Source organism: Lacihabitans lacunae, assembly GCF_042649125.1.
GTDB lineage: Bacteria > Bacteroidota > Bacteroidia > Cytophagales > Spirosomataceae > Leadbetterella > Leadbetterella lacunae.
This window is the reverse complement of record NZ_JBHRYQ010000001.1, coordinates 4129961-4153236: the sequence shown is the minus strand read 5'-3', so window position 1 is coordinate 4153236 and position 23276 is coordinate 4129961. Positions and strand designations below refer to the sequence as shown.

Sequence of the window (23276 nt, the reverse complement as noted above, 5' to 3'; positions counted from 1 at the left end):
ATACAGGTATTTCGGGTTTCTATATGCCCACTACTCGGGGCTAAGGTTCTAATCATTCACATATTCTAAAATATCTGCTGGCTGGCAGTCTAAGGCTTTACAGATGGCTTCCAAAGTGCTAAATCGGATTGCCTTTGCTTTTCCCGTTTTTAAAATTGAAAGATTCGACAAGGTCAAATCGACTCGCTCAGAAAGCTCATTTAAAGAGATTTTTCGCTTAGCCATTACTACATCTAAATTTACAATAATTGGCATGGCTTATACGGTTAAGTCGTTTTCGTTTTGTATTTCTACTCCTTTTGAAAATATTGTGGCGATAATATAAATAACCGCCGCCATCAATATAAATGCCTGGCTGTCAGCCCAAAACTGATTAAGAATATCGATTTCAAATCCCTGTTTCTTTAAATTTCCGGAAGACTGCCTCGCTATGTAACTCAAAAGTCCGATAGATAAAGTAAAGTAGCTGATTTGAGAAATTTGCTTGGCCACAAAACTGTTGAATGGTTTGGCGAGGTCTATTTTGGTTACCAAAACTATGACTACATAAAAAAGCACGGATTTTAAGACAGAGATGCTCAAAATTAAACTATACATGCAATAAAACGCCCATTCGCTCCTGGCGTACATTTCGCTCAAATCTAATTTTTGATACAGCCTGTCTACCATTTCAGGTTTATAAAGGCTAAAAACAAAATTGACAATTAGGCCACCTGATTCAATACACAAGCCCACAAAAATGAGCCAAGAGACAATCTTTAGCCCTAAAAAAACAAGGTTATTTGTTTTTGACATATTTGTATTTGTTTAAATTATGCAGCAAACATAATAAATATTTATTGATAAACAATAAAAATGCATTTATATTCAAAAAATATTTAACGTAAAGCAAAATACCCCAATCAAATTTTATTTGGACTCAAAACTATTATTTAGCTTTGTCTTATTACTAAATAATCTGCATCCCTTCTCTATTCATCCTTAAAATCCAATCAAACCACCAAAGACTTTAGTCTTTATACATCATTTTTACGTTTTCAAAATTCACGTTTTGGCCTTCGGTTATTTCGATATTCTGGGACTTACTTCTGATTGTACTATTGCGAATAGTGAAGTCTTTTACATCTCGCATCAGAATAGACTCCTTGCAGCTTACGTCCATGTTTTCCATGATGACATTGGTCATCGGTACTTCGGGAATACAGTTGGCCACTATAAATTTATTGTTGGTAGTGATTTTTACATCTCGCATAAAAATATTCCGATATACAGGCGTCAGCTCATTAATTGGCAACTTGGGCAGACGGTCGGCGAGGGCACCCACGTATGTTCTGCTGCCTAAAAGGTCCCATTCCAAGGCGTTTTTGCTGATGTTCATAATTACCCTTTCGTAAAAAACATTTTCGACCCCTCCCCCACGCGGGCGTCTGGTTTTAAACCGAAACCCCCTGTCTGTACCGTCAAAAATGCAGTCGTGCAAGTACACATTCCGAATCCAGCCTGCTGTTTCGCTACCGGTGGTTATGGCTCCGTGGCCGGCTTCTGAAAGACAATACCTCACCACAATGTTTTCGGTAGGTCTGTTTACCCTTAGGCCGTCTTTGTCTCTGCCCGCCTTCATGGTGAAGCAGTCGTCGCCGTTATTTAGGATGGCGTATTCTATCAGCACATTTCGCGAAGACTCTATGTCGATGCCGTCGCCAGTGGGTATGCCTACGGAGTTTACGGTTATGCCGCGAATGATTACGCCGTCGCAATAAATGGGCGTCACATTCCAGGTTACGCTCCGCTCTATCGTGATGCCTTCTATCAAAACGTTTTTGCATTCCACCAAACAGATCGACTTCGGTTTATAGAAATATCGCCCTTCGTGGCTGTCATATTTTCTGTCTTTTACGGGTAAGTTTTGGTCTATTGCCACCTCCACTACTTCGGGTGGACTGGGGGCGGTTCTTACGGGGGCGTCTAGTCCGGGGCCTATTATTTTTCCTTTGCCGGTGATGGCGACATTGTCTGCTTGGTAGGCATAAATAAACCCGCCGCTCGACATCACCTCTATGCCCTCTACACGTGTAAACACGGCAGGAAGAAAATCGGCGATTTCGCCTCCGACATGCAGTTCAGCCCCTTGCAGCAGGTGTAAGTTCACGTTGCTTTTTAGGTTGATACGACCAATATGCCAAATGCCCGCAGGCACTATTACGGTGCCGCCGCCACGTTGGTTTACTTTATCGATCGCGTTTTGTATGGCTTTGGTAACCTTTGTGCCTGACTTGGCTCCGGCGTCAATAATATTTACCGAATAAGCCGCAAAGTTAGGTTTCTTGAGCTGTGGCATATCAAAAGGAGCCACTATGGGGGCAATGTCTTCAGGCATGGCCGCTGCTCCAACTTGAGTTTTGGTCAAAAATGGTTCGGTGGAGCGTGGTGAGGTAAATTGCCCAAATGCCGAAAAAGTAAATATAGAAAACAGGAGAGCTAGGCTATTCTTATTCATCAGATATGATTTTGAAACCCGAATATACAAAATCATTCTCAGCTCACTGTCCTTGTCTATAAGGCAAAGAGTTTTGCTAGTTTTATTTTTATGGGGGAGAAAAAATCTATGGCATGCTGTTTTATTGCCAAAGGTTGTGTTTCTGCAGTGGTGCCTTTTCGAAGCCGCGTCCTGTCCCACGAAACGAAAACGTTGAACGAAGATAAAACTTAAAAACAACTCGTCACGGCACCATTGCAGAACCATTTTGTTAGCGAGCGTTTGCTTCACCAAATCTTTTTAAATACTTTGATGTGTCCTGTTCAAGTTTGCCCTCCTTTATCGGTATAACATATTCGTTAGTTATTAAATATCTGTCAAACGTCTCAAGTCTATTCGACTTCTGAATTCCCTTGATTTGAATGGTGTCACCCTTTAATAAATATTCACCCTCACAACTACATTTCTCTTCTATGTGTCCATAGTAAAACTCTACTTTATTGTTCTCCCTTAATCTTATGTCAATTGTCCCGTATGCTTTATTATTGGTCGCTTTTAAAATCACCTTACTATTAAACTTTTCAGAGTCGAAATAATTAAAAATGAATATTAGTCCGATGAAAATAAGACTTAATAATAAAGGTCTCCAATTTATCTTGGTTTTATTGTCAAAGTGGGTCGCAATACTGTACAAGGAATAACCAACTACATACATTATTAATATTGCTGCAAGAAAAATAGAAGAATAGATTTCAACAATTCCACCGCATCCTGTCAGAAATAACAAATACGTTATTAAAAGTCCCAAGACTAATACAGGAATTGAGCTATATAAAGGTTTGAATTTCATTTGCATATGCTCGCTAACGTTTAGTATATGGCAAGTAGGGCATAAGATACCATTAAAGTATCAAGTTTGCACTGAGCCAAAACGTTGTATTTTGTTTTTAATTTATTCATTCTTAAAAGCCAAATCAACGATTTGGAGGTGGTTGTAAATAGCACTGAACTTCCGAAAACCGCTGAACGCCCTATTTGATATATATAGTATTGTTAGTAGTTCTTTATCTTAGTAATTCAGCATTGTATTTATCAGTAAAATATGTTTCCCACTTTTTATAATCTCCATCAACGACTTGGTCAAAATGACCTTTAAAAGTTTGACTAAATAACCTTAAATGAATTTCACTTACTAGACCTTCACAAACAACAATCTTGTTATCCACTGAAAAGACCTTCAAGTAATCAGTTTCCTTTAATTGATGTAGTCCTTTAAAATCCCATATTTCAATCAATAATTCTTTTGTAAGTTTTTCTTTTTCTGTTATACCATCATTCCAATCCACAGAAACCCTTGTTTGTGCATCTTGAGTTATGCCATAAGGTCTTTGAGGTAATGTGGATGGGCTATCACCAAAATGAACTTTAGTTCCATCCAATAGAATAACATTTGGTAAACTCCCAACTATTTTCCAATTACCTTGACCATAAGAGTCATTTAGTCTTTCCGTCGAATATTTTATTTTAAAACCATATTTATCTGCAAGACGTTTATCAGCGTTCTTATTACCCTTTAATTCTCCACAGTACAATGATGAAATTTTATAATCTTGATCTTTGGTTATAGGATCTATATAATTTTTCCACTCTCCTTCAATTAATAGCTCAAGATTCGATATCACACCAATTCTTTTAGTGTCATTTTTATCCCAGACTTTTCTGTTTTCATGTAATCCAAATGGCGTTTTTATATCAGTCATTTTGATTTGACTTGCATCTTGAAAGCATAAAACTCCACCTTCCATTCCTTGCTCAGCGTAAGTGGTGAGTTTTCCTTTTAGTAATGTTTTAGTCATTTTGAATGCTTTTCTTGAATTACTGCCACCATAGTAATACATCTAACCAACACTTAAACTTGCGTCAATATCGCTTAAGTCAGCAGTGAGTTTTTTGGGCAGCTAAACGTTTTTGTAAATGGATTTTGGCTGCTTGGATCTTTTGGTAAATGTATGCAAAGGTTTTATGCTTTACAAATACCTTTATTTTAGGATTGAAGACTTGTTTTTACTGAACTCGTTAGCTATTGCCACGAATGCACGAATGAAAGCGAAATGTTTTTAAAACTAGCTAAAACTACACTTAGTAGCCATTTGAGAGATGAATGATTTCTCTGTTTTTTGTCTTAAAAGTTAAAGAAGGAAGGATTTCAAGCCTTTGGGGCCTGATCGCTTTTGCCGGTTAGACGTTAGCCCCTATGAAGGTTTAGTTATTGTGTGTTAAAGTTGTCTTGCTTTTTAGAAAAATATCAATTCGTCTCTTATTCTCTTGCTGTAACAAAGAAGGATACAAATTCATTAAAGTATTAGGAATCATCATTGTCAGTCCAAAAAGTAATCCTTTACTATAAATTTGATAAAATGCCACAATCGCTACGAAAACAAATCCGATTAAATGACTTATTTCAGAGAATGTCATTTCTTTACGTATTTCAGCTAAGTCAACATTTTGGTTTTCCACCTTAATTTTCTGGTTGAAGTATTTGAAAAATGTATTTTTAACAATCCATTTAAAAGGCTTCATTCCGATTTTTTTGTTCAAATCTTTATTTTTAATAAAATTCAGATTAGAAAGCTTAAAATAGAGTTTTGTTTTCATAAGTATACTATTAACTATCATTCCAACTATCCAAGATATGAATGATATCGATATTCCAAACGTAAACCCTTGTATTAAGTGCTTCATAATTCTTCTTTTTTGATTAAATTATTGTATCTATAAAAGATATGCGAAGAGCGACTGTTTAGAGGGTCTTTTCGCATTTAAAGGGATAACCCATGTTTTAGATTTTGGTGCCAAATTTCAATAGAATTCCAGAATTTATGTCACCATTCTGATAAGGCTGTGTAAATAATTTGATACCTATCATATATTTTGCTGATAATAAATACGTGTTTTCAATAATCACATTTAATCCTATGGATTTTCGATTATCAAATTCGTATCCTGAACTAATGAGTTGACCGTTTTGATATCTGGCTGATGATAGATAAACATCCGAAACAGTATACCAACTAAGCCCTGTTCCTAATCTAAAATCATTTTTCCCATTGTTTTTTAATGGCGAAATGTAAATATTTGAATTTGCCTGAATAAATGACGCTTGCTCAAAGACACCTTTATTGCTTTTTGCAAAACCCAAACCGCCACCTACCGTCCAATATTTGCTAAGTTTCAAATTTAATTCATTTTCAAACATCAAGGTATGCATATCGCCTGATCCAAGTAGTGAGGAGCCAAAACCAAATCTCACATCAATTTTTGAAGGAGTCTTTTGAGCTTTACAAACAATTACTAAAAACATTACGATTGACAATAAAGCAAGTTTTTTCATTTTTTTGTGTGTAACGGTTAGTATATGAAAAGTTGGCGATTTCGAAGTACGAAATTTTAGGTTAAGCACAAAGTTTGATACGAGCCCAAAGCATTGATTTTATTACTATTTCGCCTATTTTTTATATACATGGTTGTGATTAGTTTTTATTTTAATAATTCTTCCAACTTGTTTTCAGGATTGTGGACTAAGAGTATTTTATATCCCTTGATAATCGAATTTGCCAATTTTTTACCTTCAGTTGAATTTCTTAAGATGTTTTTATAATCAATATACTCATCTTCATCTTTTAAATTTTCCAAGTCTGAATTTAGTTGAATCATTATTATCTGAATTAACTTTTCAAAACCAGCTTTCCGTTTTGAACTGTACTTTGATAGAAATTTTTGAGTAGACTCATTAAACTCCTCGTTAATACCCGATTCGTTTATAATTCTTTTTAAAACGAATAGAATAAAGAATTTGGTAGGTTGATACGATCTAACTATAGGTTCATTTATTTTATCTAAGTTATTTTGTATGAGATCAAACGTTTCATTTAAAAAATAAATTAGATGAATATCAGTATGTCTTGTAAATATCTTGTCGTATTGTTTTGAAAAAGTTGAAGTTTTTAAATGTGAATTAAATGGACTTTCTAAAGAGAAAGAATGGATTAGTTGAGCTGCAAATGTGTTCTCAATTACTACAGCACCATCATTTACTTTTTCACCACGTTTAATTTTGTAATGAACTGTACTATTATATTCGTGTTGAAATTGTTTTTGAAGGTCAAGTTGAAATTTCTCTCTAGATTTTAAATCACTTGGATTGATAGGGTTTTGGTTATTTGCAAAATAGGTTATTTCATCCGAAAGTTTTGTATTCTCACCAGTAGCTACAACTTTAACCATAACCTGTAAATCATCTGAAATATATTCTCTATTCTCATAAAGAGTCAATGTTGATTGGCAACCATTCACTACAGAGTAATTAGTAATTTTTAACTTTTCATTCATTAATTTTTCAGCCTTATGACAAACAACTGTGATTCCATTATGGAACAAAATAAATTTATTGTGTTTTGTTTTATCTTTTATCGTTTTTGCAATTGATCTATTGACATTTGTTTTACCTAAGCCATATCTAACATTTTTTGAGAATAAGGATCTGTCAACAATTCCGTTCAATTTTAATAGTTCAGAGGCCTTTAATGCTAAAGTAAATGCAGAATTTTCTGTTGTGTATTTATTTTCAATTATTTTATCTGTTGCTTCTAATATAAATTCTTCATTTACTAGTTCCTCAGTGCCATTATAAGTGAAGTTGGAATATAGTCTGTTGTTATCCCAATATTCAACTTCAGGAGTGACCTTTATATAATCTTTAGCACTAAAGTCGAAATAACCTGTAGTGACAAAAAGTAATTTTAATGTATAACCCTCATTTAATAAATCAAAAACTTTCAATTCAGAAACTAAACTTTTCAGTTCTTTGGCGGCCCTGCTTTGCTCAAGTTTGTCAAGATTTTCAGCCTTAAACCACTTGCCTGAACCAACAAGTTTTCTTAGTTCTCCATCTCCGTCACTTTTGTTAAATTTCTCTCTTAATTTAGATTGTAAAAGAATTACTTCTTTGGATTGTTTGTCGACATAAATACCATCTATTCCTTTATCATTTTTATGATCACAAACTAAATCTACAGCTAATTCCTCTTCTATCCGGAAATAATTGACTAAAAACCATATTAAAAAATTAATGGCTTTTTCTTTCCCATTATCTTTCAAGAAATCTACTTCCTTGAATAATCTTGTTTCGAATTCTTCTTTAGTCATATTTTATTTTAATTAAGTATAACGTCTCAGTGACATGCGGCGTGCTGACAAAGGAAGCATGATCGTCATGTCACATGTTATGCCGCGTATTTTAATCTAAGTTTGAATGTACATAAAATATATTACCTATTTCTCTGTTTAATTCATCGCAGACTTTTTTAGTCACATATTCATGAAAGCTTATGCTTTGAGAACGAAAATGTGTTCCTACTGCACGTATTGAATATCCATATCCAATTGGAAACGCTATTCCCAAATTAATTAATCCTCTCAGATACTTGTTCCGTACTTCGTAAGTAACGATTGAACTAAAGCCTGCAGAATCCTTAAAATCATTATATCTAGGATCTAATTTATGTTTTTGTAAGTATTCTTCAGTTGCATCTTTTGAGATCTGATTTTGACATCGACTAATAAGTCTTTTTAACCAATCAAGCTCTTCTTGAGACAAACCTTCTAGTTCTACTTTGAAATAGGACTTGTTACTGATATCTTCAATTCTTCGAATAACCTTTTCCTCTTTCTCTAGATTTTGAAGCACTAGTATTGCAATAGATTTTGGATTAAAGCTTGTATCGAATTCATTCCCAGAACCATCTTTCAAGGTTAATATTATATCGAACATTTCGTTTGCTTCTTGTTCAGAATTCACAATTACAATGATTTGTTCACAATGACCACCATCTTCAAAAATGTTTAAATGTTCTATTTCTTCAAGATAAACGTCATTCTTGATATAAGTATGATGGTGAATATCGTTTCTTCGTTTAATTCTCCATTCTCTTTCATGAGTCCAATCTATGTTTTTGTCTAACATAAGTGGAACTAGACGAAATTGTTCTGCAAGAGGTAAAACATTTTCCTTTAAGATCCTGCGGGTATTGCTTTTTTCCAAATATTCAAAAGTATTGCTTTCAGATAATCCATAAAGAACAGGTCGGGCTCCATACCTGTATGCATCCTTTTTTCGTATAGCTATTCCATAAGTTGAATTAGATTTTTCATTTCTAGTTTTAGCATACTCAATTAAGGAATGAATTGGCATTTCTGTAAAACAAACAACAGGTTCGCCTCCATATAGTGTTGTGATCTTATCTCGGAACGAAAAATTATATCTTATTCCACATTCCTCAATTATATTTTTCAAAGCTTCATATGCACTAAACCGACTTATTCCACCTGGAAGTTGATTTGTAAAATCTAATTCTAATTGATCCCCAGAAATGTCATCTTCAGCAAAATTTTCCTCTTTGAAATCTTCCTCTTTAAATTCACCTTTATAAAACACATCCACTATGTCCTTAGCATCAATTGCTTTGGTAAAGTGAATTAGCCAATTTGTTAAATCTTCTCTGCTCATAATTTTATGCGGCACAACATAGTAATACATCAAACCCACACCAAAACTTGCATCCATATTGCATAAGCCAGCAGTGAGTTTTTTGGGCAGCTAAAGGTTTCTGTAAATGGATTTTGGCTGCTTGGATTTTTTGAATTTATTGTAAATGTATGCAAAGGTTTTAAGATTTGCAATGGAGTGGTATTTATTGGCTTATTGGGCTATCTAGAAGGCTTTACAGGGATTTTGGAGCTGTGGATTTTCTGTCCTTTGGTTTGTTTTTTTATACTGAGATAGCAAAAGTTAGGCGTTTTTATCCGTTAAAAACTACTCGTGTATTTTCCGATTTGCGGCATGGATAGTAGTGGAGCTCTTTTGGCTGGCCTTTGGCCGCCAAAAAGCGGGAACGGATAGCCAGGTCTCGGCTGTGCCGAGAGCCGCCCAAAAAAACTTGGGTCTCCTATTTGTTTTGGTTAGGTTAATTCTATCGCCCTTGGAGTGATAGCGGGATATAAAAAAACCTCCGCCTGCTAGCTGTCAGGGGGAGGTTTCGTATATATTTGGGTGGCTGTGGCCTAGTGACTCGTGCCTGCCGCGGTGCTGTGGCTAACCGTGAATGCATGAGTGAGTAGGTCGGCTTTGAGGTTGGCGGTTTCGCCTTGGTTTTGCCATGTGATGTCTAGCTGATGTGGGGCGGAAGGGTTAAACTGTACCGTGCCCAAAAACGCCTTGGAGGTGTTGCGAAGGCGGATCATTTCGAGCTGCTTAAGCACCACATCTTTTTGGAGCCCTGCCTCTATGTCTGTCAGGCTAAGGGTGGTTCGGTTTATCTCTTTGTGGCCTCCTGAGCCGCCATTGTCTACTGCTGCGTAGTCGTTTTTGCCCGCAAAAATATCGAGGTACCACACTTGGGGTATGCCGGGCATAAAAAGCTGAATGGCTCTGGCGAGGAGCATTTTTTGGTCATTTTCGCCTATGGCACTAAAAAACGTGGCGTTTATCTGGTAGTAGGAGATTTTTTCGCCTGAGGGGCCGTAGAGGTTTTTTACGCGGCCGCCTCGCTCCATTATTTTGGTCATTATTTCTTCTATCTCGCTGTCTGCCAAGAGGCCTTCTTGGTAGTGGCCGTCTACTTCTTTGCCTTTGAGGTCTAGCACGGGGATGCCGTCGTGGCAGCCGAGCATGTTTACGGTTTTGTAGCCTTTGCTGATGATCTCATTTGCCCATTTTAGGAGGGCTTGGTTGCTGCCGCTTTCGAGGGCGTGAATCATGAGGCCCGGCAAAAAGAAATCGTAGATGAAATACCCTTGCTGAGCTACCTCATCATGCAGGTGCAGGCCATATTCGGCGTGAATTTCGGGCAATAGGATGAGGTCATATTTGGTGGCGAGCTGCTTAAACCGCTCGAGGTATTGCCAAGTGCCGGGTTTGTTGAAAAAATTAGACTGTCCTATGGCTTTGTGCAAATACGCGAAGGCGTCTAGTCGGAGTATTTTGCAGCCGTAGCTTTTGAGTTTTTGGAGGGTTTGCTCATAAAACTCCCACACGAGTGGCGACTCTCCGTTTACGTCCATTTGCCCCAAATAGGTTCGTTTTTGCTCCAAAAGCTCTATCACGGCTGGTTTGTGGGCCTCCAGGTCACCCAAGTCTATGTTGTGAATGGGCTGCTGGGCGTCTATGGCGGCATTTACGATGTTGGCTATGGCCTCAGCTTCTGCCGGAGTGCAGTTGGGCACATCGGCGGCGGTTATTTTATGATACGATATCTGCTGATAGAAGGTGTTCCAAAAGGGTTTTTCGGAGCCGTCGGGAAACCTCACTTTTAGTATGGGCAGCCCGGCCTTTCGCATAAACAGCTTGCTGAGGTGCTCGGGATTGGGTATCATAATGCCATCTGGCCCCATCTGTCCATTGCCCTGCCAAAAGGTGTTCCAGTTTATAAAGAAATCTTTGTAGGGCGAGGCATCTCCGTTGGCAAGGAGGTCTTTGAACTGCGGCGACGCCACCGAAAGGTGGTTGAGGATGATATCAAACTTGAGCTCTATGTTTAGCTGCTCGAGGTCTGCAAGGTCTGCCTCAGAAACGAGCTCGGTGTTAAGGTCATAGTCTATGATAGAAAAACCCCGGTCTAGGTCGCTGTTAAAAAAAGTGGGCAGCACATAAAACAAAGAGAAGGCATCCTTAAATTGGGGGAGCTTTAGCATGGTAATGCTGTCATGCAAACTGCCTCCGATACTATCCGGATATGCGTTTAGCATCACACCATTGCTGATGTTATTTAAATTCGACATGTTTATTATTATAGGTAGTATTCTGTATTTGAGTGCGAACTTAGTCTTAAAAATTGATTTTTGCACGAAGAAACCTATATTTTACTTTTAAGCAAAGTGGCGTTTCTTGTTTTAATAATAAGCAAAACAATTTAACCATCTGACTGAAAATCAACCAAATAAACGACTTTAATAGCCCTTTAAAAATAGAATTTAATTGTTATTTAGCCGAAAATGCTCATTTGAGCAAATTGCCCACCGCCACCTTGGCTGACCGTGCCGCTGTGTGCACCGAAACCCAGTCTTCGCCGTCGGTATAGGCTCCGCCCGCAAAATAAAGCTTGTCGGCCACTGGTTCTCCCAAAATTTTTACCGTTCGCCAATCTGCATAGTCTGACATGTAACCGCCTCTGATATAGGGCTCAGCGTTCCAGTTTTGACTGATGTGTTTGAGGTATTTTGACGAGGCTTTGTTTGCATAAAGTGCGTCGAGTTCTGACAGCACGTATTTTTTCAGGGCTGCGTCAGAAAGCGAAAGATAGACTTGTGCGGGTTTGCCGACCACAAAAAGCCCCAAGATATGCTTTTGGGTGTTTTGGCCTAAGCTGGCATCATAATAGATCTTTTGTCCGTCAGTTTTGGGAGAAATGGCGTACTCGTGGCCTTCGCCATAGAAGTTTTCGGAAAACTCAAAAAAGGCTTTAAAACCCTCCCAAATGTTGGTATTGGCGATGGCATTGAGTTTTTCGGCGGGTAAACTCGGGCTAAAGCTAATGGCTTTGTCTTGTAAGATTTTCAATGGCACTGAGACTATCACTTTGTCGGCCACAAATGTTCCTTTTGAGCTGTTTACCTGTATTTTTAGGTTAGAATAATCGATAGAACTCACTACGTGGTCGTACCGAATGTGCGGCAAGACAGCAGGAACAATGTATTCTTCAAAGAAGGAATACCACGACGAGCCCACAAATTTTCGGTCGGGGTCGTCGGCCACCGTTTTTATATTGACGCTTACTTTGGCGTCGTTTACTATTTCCTGAAATACCGAAGGAGAGGTTTCGAGCCATTCGGCACCCAAGGGAATGGGAAAGTCGGCAAATGTGGTGTTTATCCGCATTCTACCGCCGAACCGAGAGGAGGCTTCTAAAATTTCAAAGGCAATACCCTGCTGTTTAAGCAAATACCCAGCCGACAAGCCACCTGCTCCTGCACCGATTATGAGCACTTTGCCCGTAAAACTTGAGGGTGCAACCGTGCTCTGCTGGCAAGATGCCAAAGCCGACTGCATGGGCAGCCCCACGCCAAGGATTCCGCAAAGTTTTAGAAATTCGGTTCTGTTCATTAAAATCTCTTATTAGTTGACCTAAAACGAAATAACGAAACCATTTGATTCATATCATTCAAAAAAAACAATGATTAGATAACCTTATAGAACCAACCAAACAGTAAGGACCGTCTTTTATTTGTCAAAAACCAACCACAATCTCATCAAATGGCTTTACTTCTATGCGTCCTTTGGTGGGCACCATGTCTTGCCAAACCCAGTTGTAGTGTTCTATTATTTTTTCGGCATCCAAATGCGGCCGGTCGGCGGTGGTGTGGCCATCTGAAACCACTGTAATGTTGTAGTCTTTTACCAAAGCAGACTGAATGCTAGATTCTACACAAAATTCTGTGGCACAGCCTGTGATATATAGTTCGCCTACTCCCAATTCGTTTAGTTTCGACTGAAAACCCGATTCGTAAAATACGTCGTTGGCATATTTATCAAACAAAATATCGCTAGCATACACGTCAAGTTCATCTAAAAGCTCCCACGATGTGGTATTTTTCTCAAAATCGCCTGAACCTGTGCCGTCGTGCTGAATAAAAATTACGGGTAAATTCTTTTCTCTAAAAATAGCGGCAAGTGCATTTATTCTAAAAACTACACCATCAGTATCCAGCCGAGGCGAAGAGGCGTTAAAAGAGCCCTTCTGCATGTCAATAATCAATAGTGCTTTTTGGGTATTTGCCATGTAGGGTATTTGTTTGTGAAACACAAAATAGAATTTCTTTCTATTAAAACCTCAACGAATACCGGTATCGATATCTATTTGAAGACTCGTGGTTTTATCTTTTTCTATTCCTACTTTTTTGGGGAAATTTTGACTGGTAAATAAATTGGAAGGTTTTATAGTTAGTTCATACTCCCCAACCGGCAGATTTGCCATTTTGACTTCGCCGTAGGTCTCTACGGAGCTTACTTTTTGAGTAGAAACCACATTTTTTGTTTGCTCGTTTGATAACACCACGCTGTAGGTTTCATATATCTGTTTGAGCTCATCTTTGGTTTTATTGCATGGCTCTACCGGACATAGCGGCCCTACGGTTATCTTTATTTCTAAGGCTCCCGTATCAGGAGTCACGACATCGCTGCCACACGCAATTAATATTAAACTCCACAAACTCAAAAACACCCAAATTTTATTCGTTTTCATATTCGTATTGTTTTGTTTCATAATGATGATTCTTTTTCATGCAAAAAAGTTGTAACCCGTTTATCAATAGTTACATCCTTCTATTTTTGCTTCAAAAATAGCCCCCGGACTTGTACCAATTGTAGTAGTAGGCGATGGACTTAACAGTATACTTTTACCGGCTTTGTATGTTTTATTACCTGAAATAGTTACAGAGCCCGTAGTGGTGATATGTTCGGTAGCCTCAAAAGGAGCCGGAGTAGCAGAGCTAACCGCGAGACTTTGGGGTATAACCGTAATAGAAATACTGTTTGAAGGCCCAGAGTTGGCACACGGAATGGCACTGCAATAAGCATTATAAATTGCGTTTTCGGTAGGTGTTACGGTTATGGTGTTTCCACTAGCACCATTTGACCAAATAACAGTTCCCGAACAACCCGTAGCCGTAAGAATAGCACCCAAGCCCGAGCAAATCTTGATTTTATTTGTTGAAATTACGGGCACCGCTGGCACATCGTTTACATTAATGGCCAAGGTTTGAGGTGAGCTCGAGCAAGTTGCATTGTTAGCCACAACACTCAAACTCCCCGAAGTAGCACTTGGAGAGAATGAAACGCTTACGCTATTGGTAGTACCCGATATAGTAGCTCCACTTCCCGAATACCCCCATGTGTAACTTGTGGCTCCACTCACACTTGCAACAGCATACGCCACGGCGTTCTGACCTTTGCAAACTGGGGTGGTAGATGTTGTAAAAGCACCGGGTGTAGCAGGGATTTCGCTCACGGATATAGCCAAAGTTAAAGCTGTGCTTTGGCCACAGCTATTATTAGCGGTTACGCTCAAAGTACCCGAAGTAGCACTTGGAGAGAATGAAATGCTGACGCTATTGGTAGTACTGCTAAATGTAGCCCCAGTTCCGGAAAATTGCCAGGTATAACTCGTGGCTCCAGAAACTGCAGAAGCAGTATAAAGCACCGCATTTTGACCCGAACAAACCGTCGCACTTGAAACCGTAAATGCATCGGGTTGGTCGGGTGTACCACACACTTTGGCCCATTGGGTGGCCCATCTGTCATACACCGTACCACCAGTAGTTGGGGTAGAAGCAAACTCTTGTTGGGTCCAAAAATCAAGGTCGTTTGATGGATCAATGGCGGTTACACTGTAGTCTCCCCAGCGATTACGAGTGCCTCCGTAGGTTTTAAAATAGGGAGCCTCTCCGGTTTTATATTGATACGGGTCTTGCATAGTGCCTGCCGCATCACTCGACTTCCTATACGCATACGCCGCACTGGCATACTGACTATCAGAAAACTTAGAAAACCCCAACAAAACGTCGTCGTTGGCATTAACCGTTATACTTGGATAGGCAAACTGGACCGCATTGGTGGGGTCATCTACCCTACCAAACTGATTGAGTGACAACGAAGGCGAGGTGTTAAACTTAAGCCACTGAACGGCAGCGGGCTTTGGCACGGTGTTGCCTTTAAAAACTGTTTGCGTAGCCCAAAGAAACCCATTCCTATACACCATATTCTGTATTCGGGCGTCGTTTGACGAAATTTTGTTTACAGAACCCAACTGAGGCAAAGAGCTGCTATTGGCAGCACCCGAAGTATAACTATATTCATTGGCAGCCCCGATGCTAATTCCACCTAAAACAGAATATGTGGGGCTCGGGCCTGTACCCGTTATTTGGGTCATTCGCCAGTACCCATCACCAGAGTATTCCTCCATCATGTAGAGGGTATTTAAGGAATTATCGAAGGTTTCTGCAGGTACTATGGTGAAGCCGTCCTCATCGTCAAAAGTAGTAACTGACAAAGCACCAGCATTATATAAATCTGTTTTGTCAAAGACAAAAATTTTAACCCCCACAAATGGCCCTGAAACCGTCGGAAAAATATTCCCTGTGACCACAAACCAGTTTTTGTTATACCCACAACTCGGATAGTCAAACCAATTGACATCGGTAGCATCCACATCAAATCGATAGAGATTCCAATCACCCGTAGGGTCGGTGTTTGCACTTACACCAAGCAAAAGCGAAGACTCCGGTGAGCGGGAGTTTCCGCAAGCCACAAAAACCCATCGGTTGCTAAATGGGTCATAATATATTTTGGGGTCAAATGCGTCCGCAGTAAAACTGCCACTGTTTAACCCACTCCAAAAATTATCTAATGAGACAGAAGAAATAACCGCCCCTGTGGTTTTATTATGAATGATAACTCGTGCATTTAAAGTTGTAACTACATGATTTGGCCCCACTGCCCCGTGAACATCAGGCGGAATACTTGAGATATTGTCTACAAATCCTGTAAAATTAAAACTCGGTGCAGGAGAAGTTACACTCGAAACCGTGTTTAAGGTTTTAGCAGCATAACTTGGGCCTTTATAAAACTCAACCGACTGACTGTCTGGATATTTACGTGGCAACGGTATGATTTTGGGCGTAGAATTACTCATATCCGGAATACTAAAGACTTCTGTCTGCCTAGCGAAATTTTTTGATACCTCAGATAAGTTTATGGTGGCTTGTCCTATTGCGGTTATTTTTTCGGTTTTTACTTGGGCAAAAGTCTGAATTGACAAAATGACAAGACATAAAACAAGGAGATTTTTTTTCATAGCATAGCCGTTTGCATAGGGGAACTTATTCAAATTTAGCCAAAACCTGAGCTAATTGCAATTATTATTTATCAAGTGGCAGCATTTGATAGGTGCTTGTTTTTGTGCTGAATTGGGTAGGTTTTTATTAACCAACTTAAAGTCTTTATTAAAAAAATTCACAACCGCTTATACATAATATACGCATCTACAAAACCGAGTGAGTGGTGGCGAAATGCCTCCGGTGTGGTTCCGATAATCTGGAAGCCGTATTTTTGCCAAAGTTTTACGGCAGCTATGTTTGTGCTTACTACAATATTAAATTGTATGGCCCTGTAGCCTTTTTCTTTTCCAAATGCGAGCGAATGCTCACAGAGCAACTTGCCTACGCCTTTGCCCTGAGCATTGGGGCTTACCATGTAGCTACAGTTTGCTATGTGGTTTCCAAAGTCAATTTGGTTGGGTTTGATTATATAAGTTCCTAATATTTTGCCCTGCTCCTCCACCACAAACGTATCCATGTAGTCTGCAAACCAGTGTTTTTGTAAGTCTTCTTTAGCTGTATTTGGGTCAAAAACATAGGTATCCCCCGTTGATATCACGGCTTTGAATATTTCCCAGACTTGGTCATAGTCGGCCTGAGTGGCTTTTCTTAATTTCAAAAGGTTCTTTTTTTATTTTAGATACAAAAAATTAAAGTCATATCACTAATTGATTCCAAAAGTAAGAATAAAAGACTTTGTTTTTTACAATATTTTTTGACCTTTATTTTGATATAAATCAAACCTTAGATTTTGAATCTATTAAAACTCCACTTTAGCATTATAGGCGTAGTAAGTGTAGTGAGCACACCCATTACGATTAAAATCGAGAAGATTTCGGCATTGATATAACCTGCCTTAAAGGCAATATTGACAATAACGAGCTCCATTATTCCACGGGCATTTAGTCCTATTCCTAAAATTAGAGAGATGCGGTTTTCCAACCCGGCCAAATATCCTCCAAATAGCCCACCTAGTATTTTTGAAAAATACGATACTGCCAGTATTCCAGCCAATAAACTATAGTTTTGAATGGCCGAAAAGTTGAATTCTAATCCGATTCCAGCAAAAAATATGGGAGCTAAAAATCCCATCGCCAAACTGCTCGTTGTTTTTTCAACCGTTTTGAGATGCACGCTCCCAACCACTTTCTCGCTGATGAGCATTGCCGCAAAAAACGCCCCGATTATAAAATGAAACCCGAGGGTTTCGGTGATGGTAGAAAACAAAAGTATGAATATAAAAAACAAGGCAAACAAAGACTCCTTACCTCGAATAACCGAAAGGATTTTGTCTAAATATAATTCTACATAATTTCCTTTGTTTGTGATTTTTTGAAGTACAAAATAACTGGCACTCAATATCGCGATAAAGAGTAAAAGTTTTAAAATAGAAATAGAAGCCACCTCAGCTACAGCTCCAAAAGACAAATCTGTGTTTTTGAGATTAAGCAAAACTCCCAGAATAGACAATGCCAAAACATCGTCAAAGATAGCCACCGAGATAATTTTTTGCCCCACTTCGGTATTGAGTTTACCGAGGTCCATAAGTATCCGAATGCTTACTGGCAGTGCCGTTATAGCCACACACAAGCTAATAAACGCAGTGGTCATTAGGTCTTGTTTAAAAACTACCCCAAGCCAAATGCCACTTAGCACAGGAATGAAAAACGCTGAAAAGGAAATGAAGATATTCTTGCCCTTAAACGACTTCAGTATTTCGTCGATATTGATTTCTAAACCGGCGATAATAACCAACATAAACACGCCTAGCTCAGAAATAACCTCTATGTCGTGGGTGCGGTGAACTAGGTTTAGTACACTTGGACCTAATACAATTCCTGCCACTATTTCGCCTATCATGGCGGGTTGTTTAAACCGCTCAAATAGCTCACCGAAAAGCCTAGCAGTCACCAAAAGTATAAGGAGATTAGTAAAAAAGGGGAGTTCGAACTGAGCTAATTCTAGATTCATAGGTTTCAGTTAATGAAATATTTACAGCTCGATTTTATAGTAGTTTGTTCAAGTCATTCGATTCAAGGTTTTTCCTGCTTTTACAAAAATCACATTGAAACTAATTCGCAAAATTATATAAATGGATTCGTATTATTTTTAATTCTGAAATAATCTAATTGTTATTATTTTTTATAATTAAATAGTCCAAAATAATATTTCGAAAAACCAATATCCCCGAACCATTTCATATAAAAAAGGGTATAAAAAAAGGGCTTTAAATAGCCCTCATTTTGTTACCGCGTTTTTCGTGTGTTACTTCTGCCAGACCAAGGAGTTCCATTAAAGGTGGGATATACATACCAAATCTACCTCGAAGACCCTTCTTAAGTCCATACCACCCACCTACCGGATTACTTTCTGACCTGCCCCATGCTTCCACTGTGCCTTCTTTGGCGGGTTTCTGCTCGTCTGCACTGCCTAGCTCCATCCAGTCATTATGCTGCTTTAGCATTTGGTGTAAATCTGCAATACAATTAAAATCATAGAGAAGAGTGGTTTTTCCTACCACACAAACTATCACGTCCTTGCCGTCTTTTTGCTCTTTATACATATCATATTCTGATGATAAAGGTGGTGTTTGGAGTTTCCAAGGGTTTTCTTTTGATCCTACTTCTGCCATGATTTTAATTGGTTTATTAATTGCAAAAAATATCTTTTACTTTTTGACCATTGCCTTCCCTATTGCTTCTTTAGCCATTTTCTCCATTATTTTATAACAAGGTAATGTTGGATGTACGCCGTCGCCCGCCATTTCTTTGCTCAATCCGTTTCTTTCGTCTTTTAAAGCATTAAAATAGTCGAGATACACCAAGCCGTTTTCGTCTGCTAACTTCTTAATTCCTTTGTTAAGCGAAATCACCTTTGCTGGCACATCTTTTATCTCTTTTCTCCATGGAAACTGATACGCTGGCATCACCGAGGCAAGCACCACTTTTATATTATTTGCCTTGGCCACGGCTATCATAGACCTGTAGTTTCCTAACGTGTAATACTCCATATAGTCGCCTGTGTTTTCGGCTATGTCGTTTATCCCGATATTGATAACTACCACCTCTGGCTTTAACTCCACTACATCCTGCTGAAAACGCAATAAGGTCTGTGGCGACGTTTGGCCGCTAATGCCTCTTCCTTCAAAATTGTTTTCTTTAAAAAACTCAGGATCAGCCCTTACCCAACCTTCTGTTATAGAATCTCCCGTAAAAACCACTCGCTTTTTGGTTTTGCTTGGCACCTCTAAAGCCGCATTTGCCTCTCTATATTTTTCGAGATTAGCAAAATCACGTGAGCGTTTGAGGGCCTGTGCTTTGGCCATTTCTTCTAGCTGCAAATCTGTATATGGCTTTTCCCAATCTGCCTTGTGTTTTCTACTCAAAAGCCCTTGTGCTTTCATCCAGTCAGTTAGTCGCTCGTGCCAGGTATCTGTCGGTATATTTTTGACATTCATACCAAATCCATGACCGCCTTTTTCATACACGTGCAGCTCGGCAGGGTTACCGGCTTTGTGCCAGTCTAAATACAGCTGTGTATTAGCAGGAGCAAAACCCAGCTGATCGTCAGAAGCCAAGGCAATAAAAATAGGCGTAGGCGAAGTGGGTACTTTTTTGAGATAATCTACCGCAGGAATATATGGATAAATGGGAGCTATAAAATTTGGCTTTTGATTTTGTGGCGAGGCATAGAAAGTGCCCAACGTGAGCGTTCCTCCAGCCGAAAAACCCATCATACCCACTTTGTCGATATTGATATCAAATTCTTCGGCATTAGCCCTGATATACGTTAATGCCGTTTGGGCATCTTTGATGTCCATTTCTATGGTTGGAGCATTTATTTCATCCAGTTTTTTACTGTTTCCTATCAATTGCATGACTTCCGCGAAGGGATTATCGGTCTTTATTTCTGACAATCTATACTTTAGCACAAACGCGGCCACACCTTTGCTTTGTAACATTTTGGCTACTTTGTGCCCTTCAGAATCCATAGAAAGTATATGAAAAGCTCCACCTGGGGCAATCAACATTGCAGTTCCCGTGGCATTTTTTTTCTCGGGCAAATACATCGTTAAAGTGGGGTCTACCACATTATACACAATCAGGTTAGAATCTGGGCCAAATGTAGATTTCTCTACTCGTGTCCAATTTTCTGAGCCTGGAGCTGGCCCATTATATAGTTTAATTTCTTTTTGGGCAAATGTGAGAAAGCTACAGAAAAGTAGCAGGCAAGTTTTAAATTTCATAGAATATTTTGGTTGAATAATTATCCATGAAATTAGAAATATTTTATTTCATTTGTTAACAATCACAAAAAAAAGAGCCAGAAAAAAAACTTCTGACCCTTTCAAAATTTATCTATAGGTATATTTAAATATCGTTTTTTTTTAAGGCATCACCTCCACTATCATTTCTATTTCTACGGGCATTCCAAATGGCAAGGCCGCCACTCCTACTGCACTGCGGGCATGTTTTCCTTTTTCTCCGAAAACCTCCACCATCAAGTTAGAAAATCCGTTTATCACCATCGGTTGACTTTCAAAATCGGGTGTACAGTTTACCATGCCTAGCACTTTTACAATACTTTTTACTTTGTCTAAATCGCCGATTTCTGATTTTAAAGCAGCCAAAAGCATGATTCCGGTTATTCTCGCAGCTTTTTGACCTTCTTCTATACTCATGTCTTTACCTAACTTTCCTTTTATATAGCTACCGTCCGCATTTTGAGGACCTTTGCCCGACAAGTAAATCAGGTTTCCTACTCGGTTAGCTGTAACGTAGTTGGCTATTGGTTTTGATACCGTCGGTAACTCGATCTTTAGCTCTTTGAGCTTTTGCTCTACTTGCTGCCCAAGGCTAATTTGAAGTAGGCCAAAAACGAGAAATAAACTGAAGAAATATTTCATGTTTTAAAGTTTAGAGCGGTTTTCTTTTGAAAATAAAGTGAAATTAATTTCTAATCTATTGTTTTTGGAGAAAAACTAAAATAAAACCGAGCGGATTTTTTTTAAAAAAGGGCCTTCATCTTAAAAAGTCTTGTAAAAAGCCAATTATTACACCTTTATAATACTACCATGCGTAAGTCCGATTATTTTTTGCGTAAGCGAAGGGAAGTACGTAAGACTACGAACCAACAGGTCCGTTGTAATTTCGTTGCCAAAGAGTCTCTGCACTATTCGCCCTGCTCTGAGTCTGACCGCAAACTGCTTGTTCCATTTTTGCTGATAATCGTCGAGGCTTTGCCCTGAAAGCAAGGACTCATTGAGAAGCAACGCTCCGTGAAACGCCATGCTCATTCCATTGCCACAAAGCGGAGCTATCATGCCTGAAGCGTCACCTGCCAAAGGGATATGTTGGTAAAAGGCCTGTTTTTTTTCGAAACTGATTTGTGAAATTACTTCGGGTGCATCCCACAGTTTGGTTGCATTTTGAAATATGTTTTTTAAATACGGATTTTTGGACAAAATCTGTGACTCTAGTTTTTCAATGCTATTTCCTGCTAGTTTTAAGTTTTTCTTGGTGGTCAGGTAGCAGAGGCAATATTTATCGCCTTCGATGGCCGAGATACCGCAATAGCCGTCTTTAAAGTTATGCAGAGCTATGGTGTCTTTCGCAAAATCAAAATCAATGTGATACTTAACGCCCACAAACTGATTGAGCGATGTACGGTTTTTATTGATAAACTCTCGCTTCCAGTTTACATCTAAATTAGACCTTTTGCCAAAAGCTCCAACCGCCATCTTTGCCGAAATTCGCAAAGCATCCGCGGCTATTTCAAATCCACTTGAAGTCTCTTCTATCTGTTTTACAGTGGTGCCTTCATGAATGTCTACACCCAGTTTTCGAGCTATTTCTACTAGCTTTTGGTCCAAAAAATACCTACTTACGCCAAAACCTCCCAAGGTGAGCGGAGCTGAAAGCACCGTTCCTTTAGGAGAAGATACGTGCAGTTTTTTAATTATGGGCAGACTTAGTTGTTCAAGGTTTAGTCCCAAATAATTTAGAAAGTCCCAGGACTCAAGGCTGATATACTCGCCACAAACTCTATGAAAAGGATATTTATTTTTCTCAAAAAGTACAACCCTTTTACCTGCTTTGGCTTGTAAAATAGCCAAACTAAGCCCTGCAAGTCCACCCCCTACTACAGCCAAATCGTATTGCTTTTGAGTATCCATATGCCTTATTTGTAAACAGTTATAACATACCTAAACGCCCACACCCAGCGAATACTGTAATCCTGAATACCTGCCCTTTCCAGTAGTTTCTCCCATTCGCTTCGGGTAAAACCACGCTTAACCGATAGGGGTGCGTCATTTTTTACCAAATACGATTTTGAGAATACCTTTGTTAAAAACTTTATAGAATAATAGGCCAGCCAATGTCGATGTAAGTCCGCAATAAAAAAACCTTTTTTTGAATTTTTATTCATCCAAACTAACATCTCAACTAGCTCATAATCAGAAAAGTGATGACAAAAAAGCGAGTTAAATATGATATCGTATGGTTTTTCGGGTGTATGGTGTTTGTAGTTTTCTTGAATCCAGTTTATGTTAGCATCCTGCAACTTACTGTAGCTTATACAATCTTCCTTTAGGTCTAATCCGGCATACGTGTTATTCGGAAATTTCTTTTTTAACATGCCCAAATTATCTCCACCGCCTGAGCCGATTTCTAGTATTTTATAGTTGGCGTAGGCATAAAAATTCATGTATCCGCTCAAAACCGCTTTGTGCCCGCCCAATAAGCTATTGATTGTTTTTAACTCCTTCAGGTTTTGATAAAGTGCTTCTTTTGGAATGTGCTCTGCGTCTAAAAGTTCTAACTCCCTGCTTTTTTTCATCCTAATTGATTGATTTCGAACTAAATGTAGCCAT

Annotated in this window: 21 protein-coding genes; all 21 read right to left on the bottom strand. The window is 38.8% G+C overall.

Annotated elements, in window-relative coordinates:
* Nucleotides 1-48 precede the first annotated feature (48 nt).
* Entirely contained in the window at nt 49-255 is a 207-nt protein-coding gene (locus tag ACFOOI_RS17815; RefSeq protein ID WP_379839404.1) for a helix-turn-helix domain-containing protein, read from the bottom strand.
* A gap of 3 nt (nt 256-258) precedes the next feature.
* Nucleotides 259-795 (bottom strand): DUF2975 domain-containing protein, encoded by a 537-nt coding sequence (locus ACFOOI_RS17810; RefSeq protein WP_379839403.1) that lies wholly within the window; start codon nt 793-795, stop codon nt 259-261.
* Nucleotides 796-1009: 214 nt separating this feature from the next.
* Nucleotides 1010-2497, bottom strand: a complete 1488-nt coding sequence (locus tag ACFOOI_RS17805) for a glycoside hydrolase family 28 protein (protein WP_379839402.1) — start codon at nt 2495-2497, stop codon at nt 1010-1012.
* Nucleotides 2498-2747: 250 nt separating this feature from the next.
* On the bottom strand, nt 2748-3326 hold the full coding sequence (locus tag ACFOOI_RS17800; protein ID WP_379839401.1) for a hypothetical protein: 579 nt from the start codon (nt 3324-3326) through the stop codon (nt 2748-2750).
* Nucleotides 3327-3540: 214 nt separating this feature from the next.
* Nucleotides 3541-4332 (bottom strand): hypothetical protein, encoded by a 792-nt coding sequence (locus ACFOOI_RS17795; RefSeq protein WP_379839400.1) that lies wholly within the window; start codon nt 4330-4332, stop codon nt 3541-3543.
* 406 nt (nt 4333-4738) lie between these two features.
* The gene (locus ACFOOI_RS17790; RefSeq protein ID WP_379839399.1) at nt 4739-5131 is read right to left on the bottom strand and encodes a glycosyl-4,4'-diaponeurosporenoate acyltransferase CrtO family protein; all 393 of its coding nucleotides are present in this window, start codon (nt 5129-5131) and stop codon (nt 4739-4741) included.
* A gap of 184 nt (nt 5132-5315) precedes the next feature.
* Nucleotides 5316-5867, bottom strand: coding sequence for a hypothetical protein (locus tag ACFOOI_RS17785; RefSeq protein WP_379839398.1), 552 nt, complete (start codon nt 5865-5867; stop codon nt 5316-5318).
* 146 nt (nt 5868-6013) lie between these two features.
* Nucleotides 6014-7681 carry an AIPR family protein gene (locus ACFOOI_RS17780; RefSeq protein ID WP_379839397.1) on the bottom strand — a complete coding sequence of 556 codons (1668 nt, stop codon included), beginning with the start codon at nt 7679-7681 and terminating at the stop codon, nt 6014-6016.
* 91 nt (nt 7682-7772) lie between these two features.
* Nucleotides 7773-9041, bottom strand: a complete 1269-nt coding sequence (locus tag ACFOOI_RS22025; RefSeq protein WP_449274517.1) for a hypothetical protein — start codon at nt 9039-9041, stop codon at nt 7773-7775.
* A 554-nt stretch (nt 9042-9595) separates the two neighbouring features.
* The gene (locus tag ACFOOI_RS17775; RefSeq protein ID WP_379839395.1) at nt 9596-11311 is read right to left on the bottom strand and encodes a hypothetical protein; all 1716 of its coding nucleotides are present in this window, start codon (nt 11309-11311) and stop codon (nt 9596-9598) included.
* Between the two features lie 217 nt (nt 11312-11528).
* On the bottom strand, nt 11529-12632 hold the full coding sequence (locus tag ACFOOI_RS17770; protein ID WP_379839394.1) for a flavin monoamine oxidase family protein: 1104 nt from the start codon (nt 12630-12632) through the stop codon (nt 11529-11531).
* 124 nt (nt 12633-12756) lie between these two features.
* Nucleotides 12757-13308 carry an isochorismatase family protein gene (locus tag ACFOOI_RS17765; protein WP_379839393.1) on the bottom strand — a complete coding sequence of 184 codons (552 nt, stop codon included), beginning with the start codon at nt 13306-13308 and terminating at the stop codon, nt 12757-12759.
* 51 nt (nt 13309-13359) lie between these two features.
* The gene (locus ACFOOI_RS17760; protein ID WP_379839392.1) at nt 13360-13770 is read right to left on the bottom strand and encodes a hypothetical protein; all 411 of its coding nucleotides are present in this window, start codon (nt 13768-13770) and stop codon (nt 13360-13362) included.
* Nucleotides 13771-13833: 63 nt separating this feature from the next.
* The gene (locus ACFOOI_RS17755) at nt 13834-16380 is read right to left on the bottom strand and encodes a 3-coathanger stack domain-containing protein (protein ID WP_379839391.1); all 2547 of its coding nucleotides are present in this window, start codon (nt 16378-16380) and stop codon (nt 13834-13836) included.
* 158 nt (nt 16381-16538) lie between these two features.
* The gene (locus ACFOOI_RS17750; RefSeq protein ID WP_379839390.1) at nt 16539-17021 is read right to left on the bottom strand and encodes a GNAT family N-acetyltransferase; all 483 of its coding nucleotides are present in this window, start codon (nt 17019-17021) and stop codon (nt 16539-16541) included.
* A 125-nt stretch (nt 17022-17146) separates the two neighbouring features.
* Complete coding sequence (locus tag ACFOOI_RS17745) at nt 17147-18373, bottom strand: cation:proton antiporter (protein ID WP_379839389.1); 1227 nt, start codon at nt 18371-18373, stop codon at nt 17147-17149.
* Nucleotides 18374-18629: 256 nt separating this feature from the next.
* On the bottom strand, nt 18630-19034 hold the full coding sequence (locus ACFOOI_RS17740) for a DUF6855 family protein (RefSeq protein WP_379839388.1): 405 nt from the start codon (nt 19032-19034) through the stop codon (nt 18630-18632).
* A gap of 36 nt (nt 19035-19070) precedes the next feature.
* Nucleotides 19071-20648 carry a GDSL-type esterase/lipase family protein gene (locus tag ACFOOI_RS17735; protein WP_379839387.1) on the bottom strand — a complete coding sequence of 526 codons (1578 nt, stop codon included), beginning with the start codon at nt 20646-20648 and terminating at the stop codon, nt 19071-19073.
* Nucleotides 20649-20789: 141 nt separating this feature from the next.
* Nucleotides 20790-21308 carry a RidA family protein gene (locus tag ACFOOI_RS17730; RefSeq protein ID WP_379839386.1) on the bottom strand — a complete coding sequence of 173 codons (519 nt, stop codon included), beginning with the start codon at nt 21306-21308 and terminating at the stop codon, nt 20790-20792.
* Nucleotides 21309-21455: 147 nt separating this feature from the next.
* Nucleotides 21456-22577 carry an NAD(P)/FAD-dependent oxidoreductase gene (locus ACFOOI_RS17725; protein WP_379839385.1) on the bottom strand — a complete coding sequence of 374 codons (1122 nt, stop codon included), beginning with the start codon at nt 22575-22577 and terminating at the stop codon, nt 21456-21458.
* Nucleotides 22578-22582: 5 nt separating this feature from the next.
* Nucleotides 22583-23242 (bottom strand): methyltransferase domain-containing protein, encoded by a 660-nt coding sequence (locus ACFOOI_RS17720; protein ID WP_379839384.1) that lies wholly within the window; start codon nt 23240-23242, stop codon nt 22583-22585.
* Nucleotides 23243-23276 lie beyond the last annotated feature (34 nt).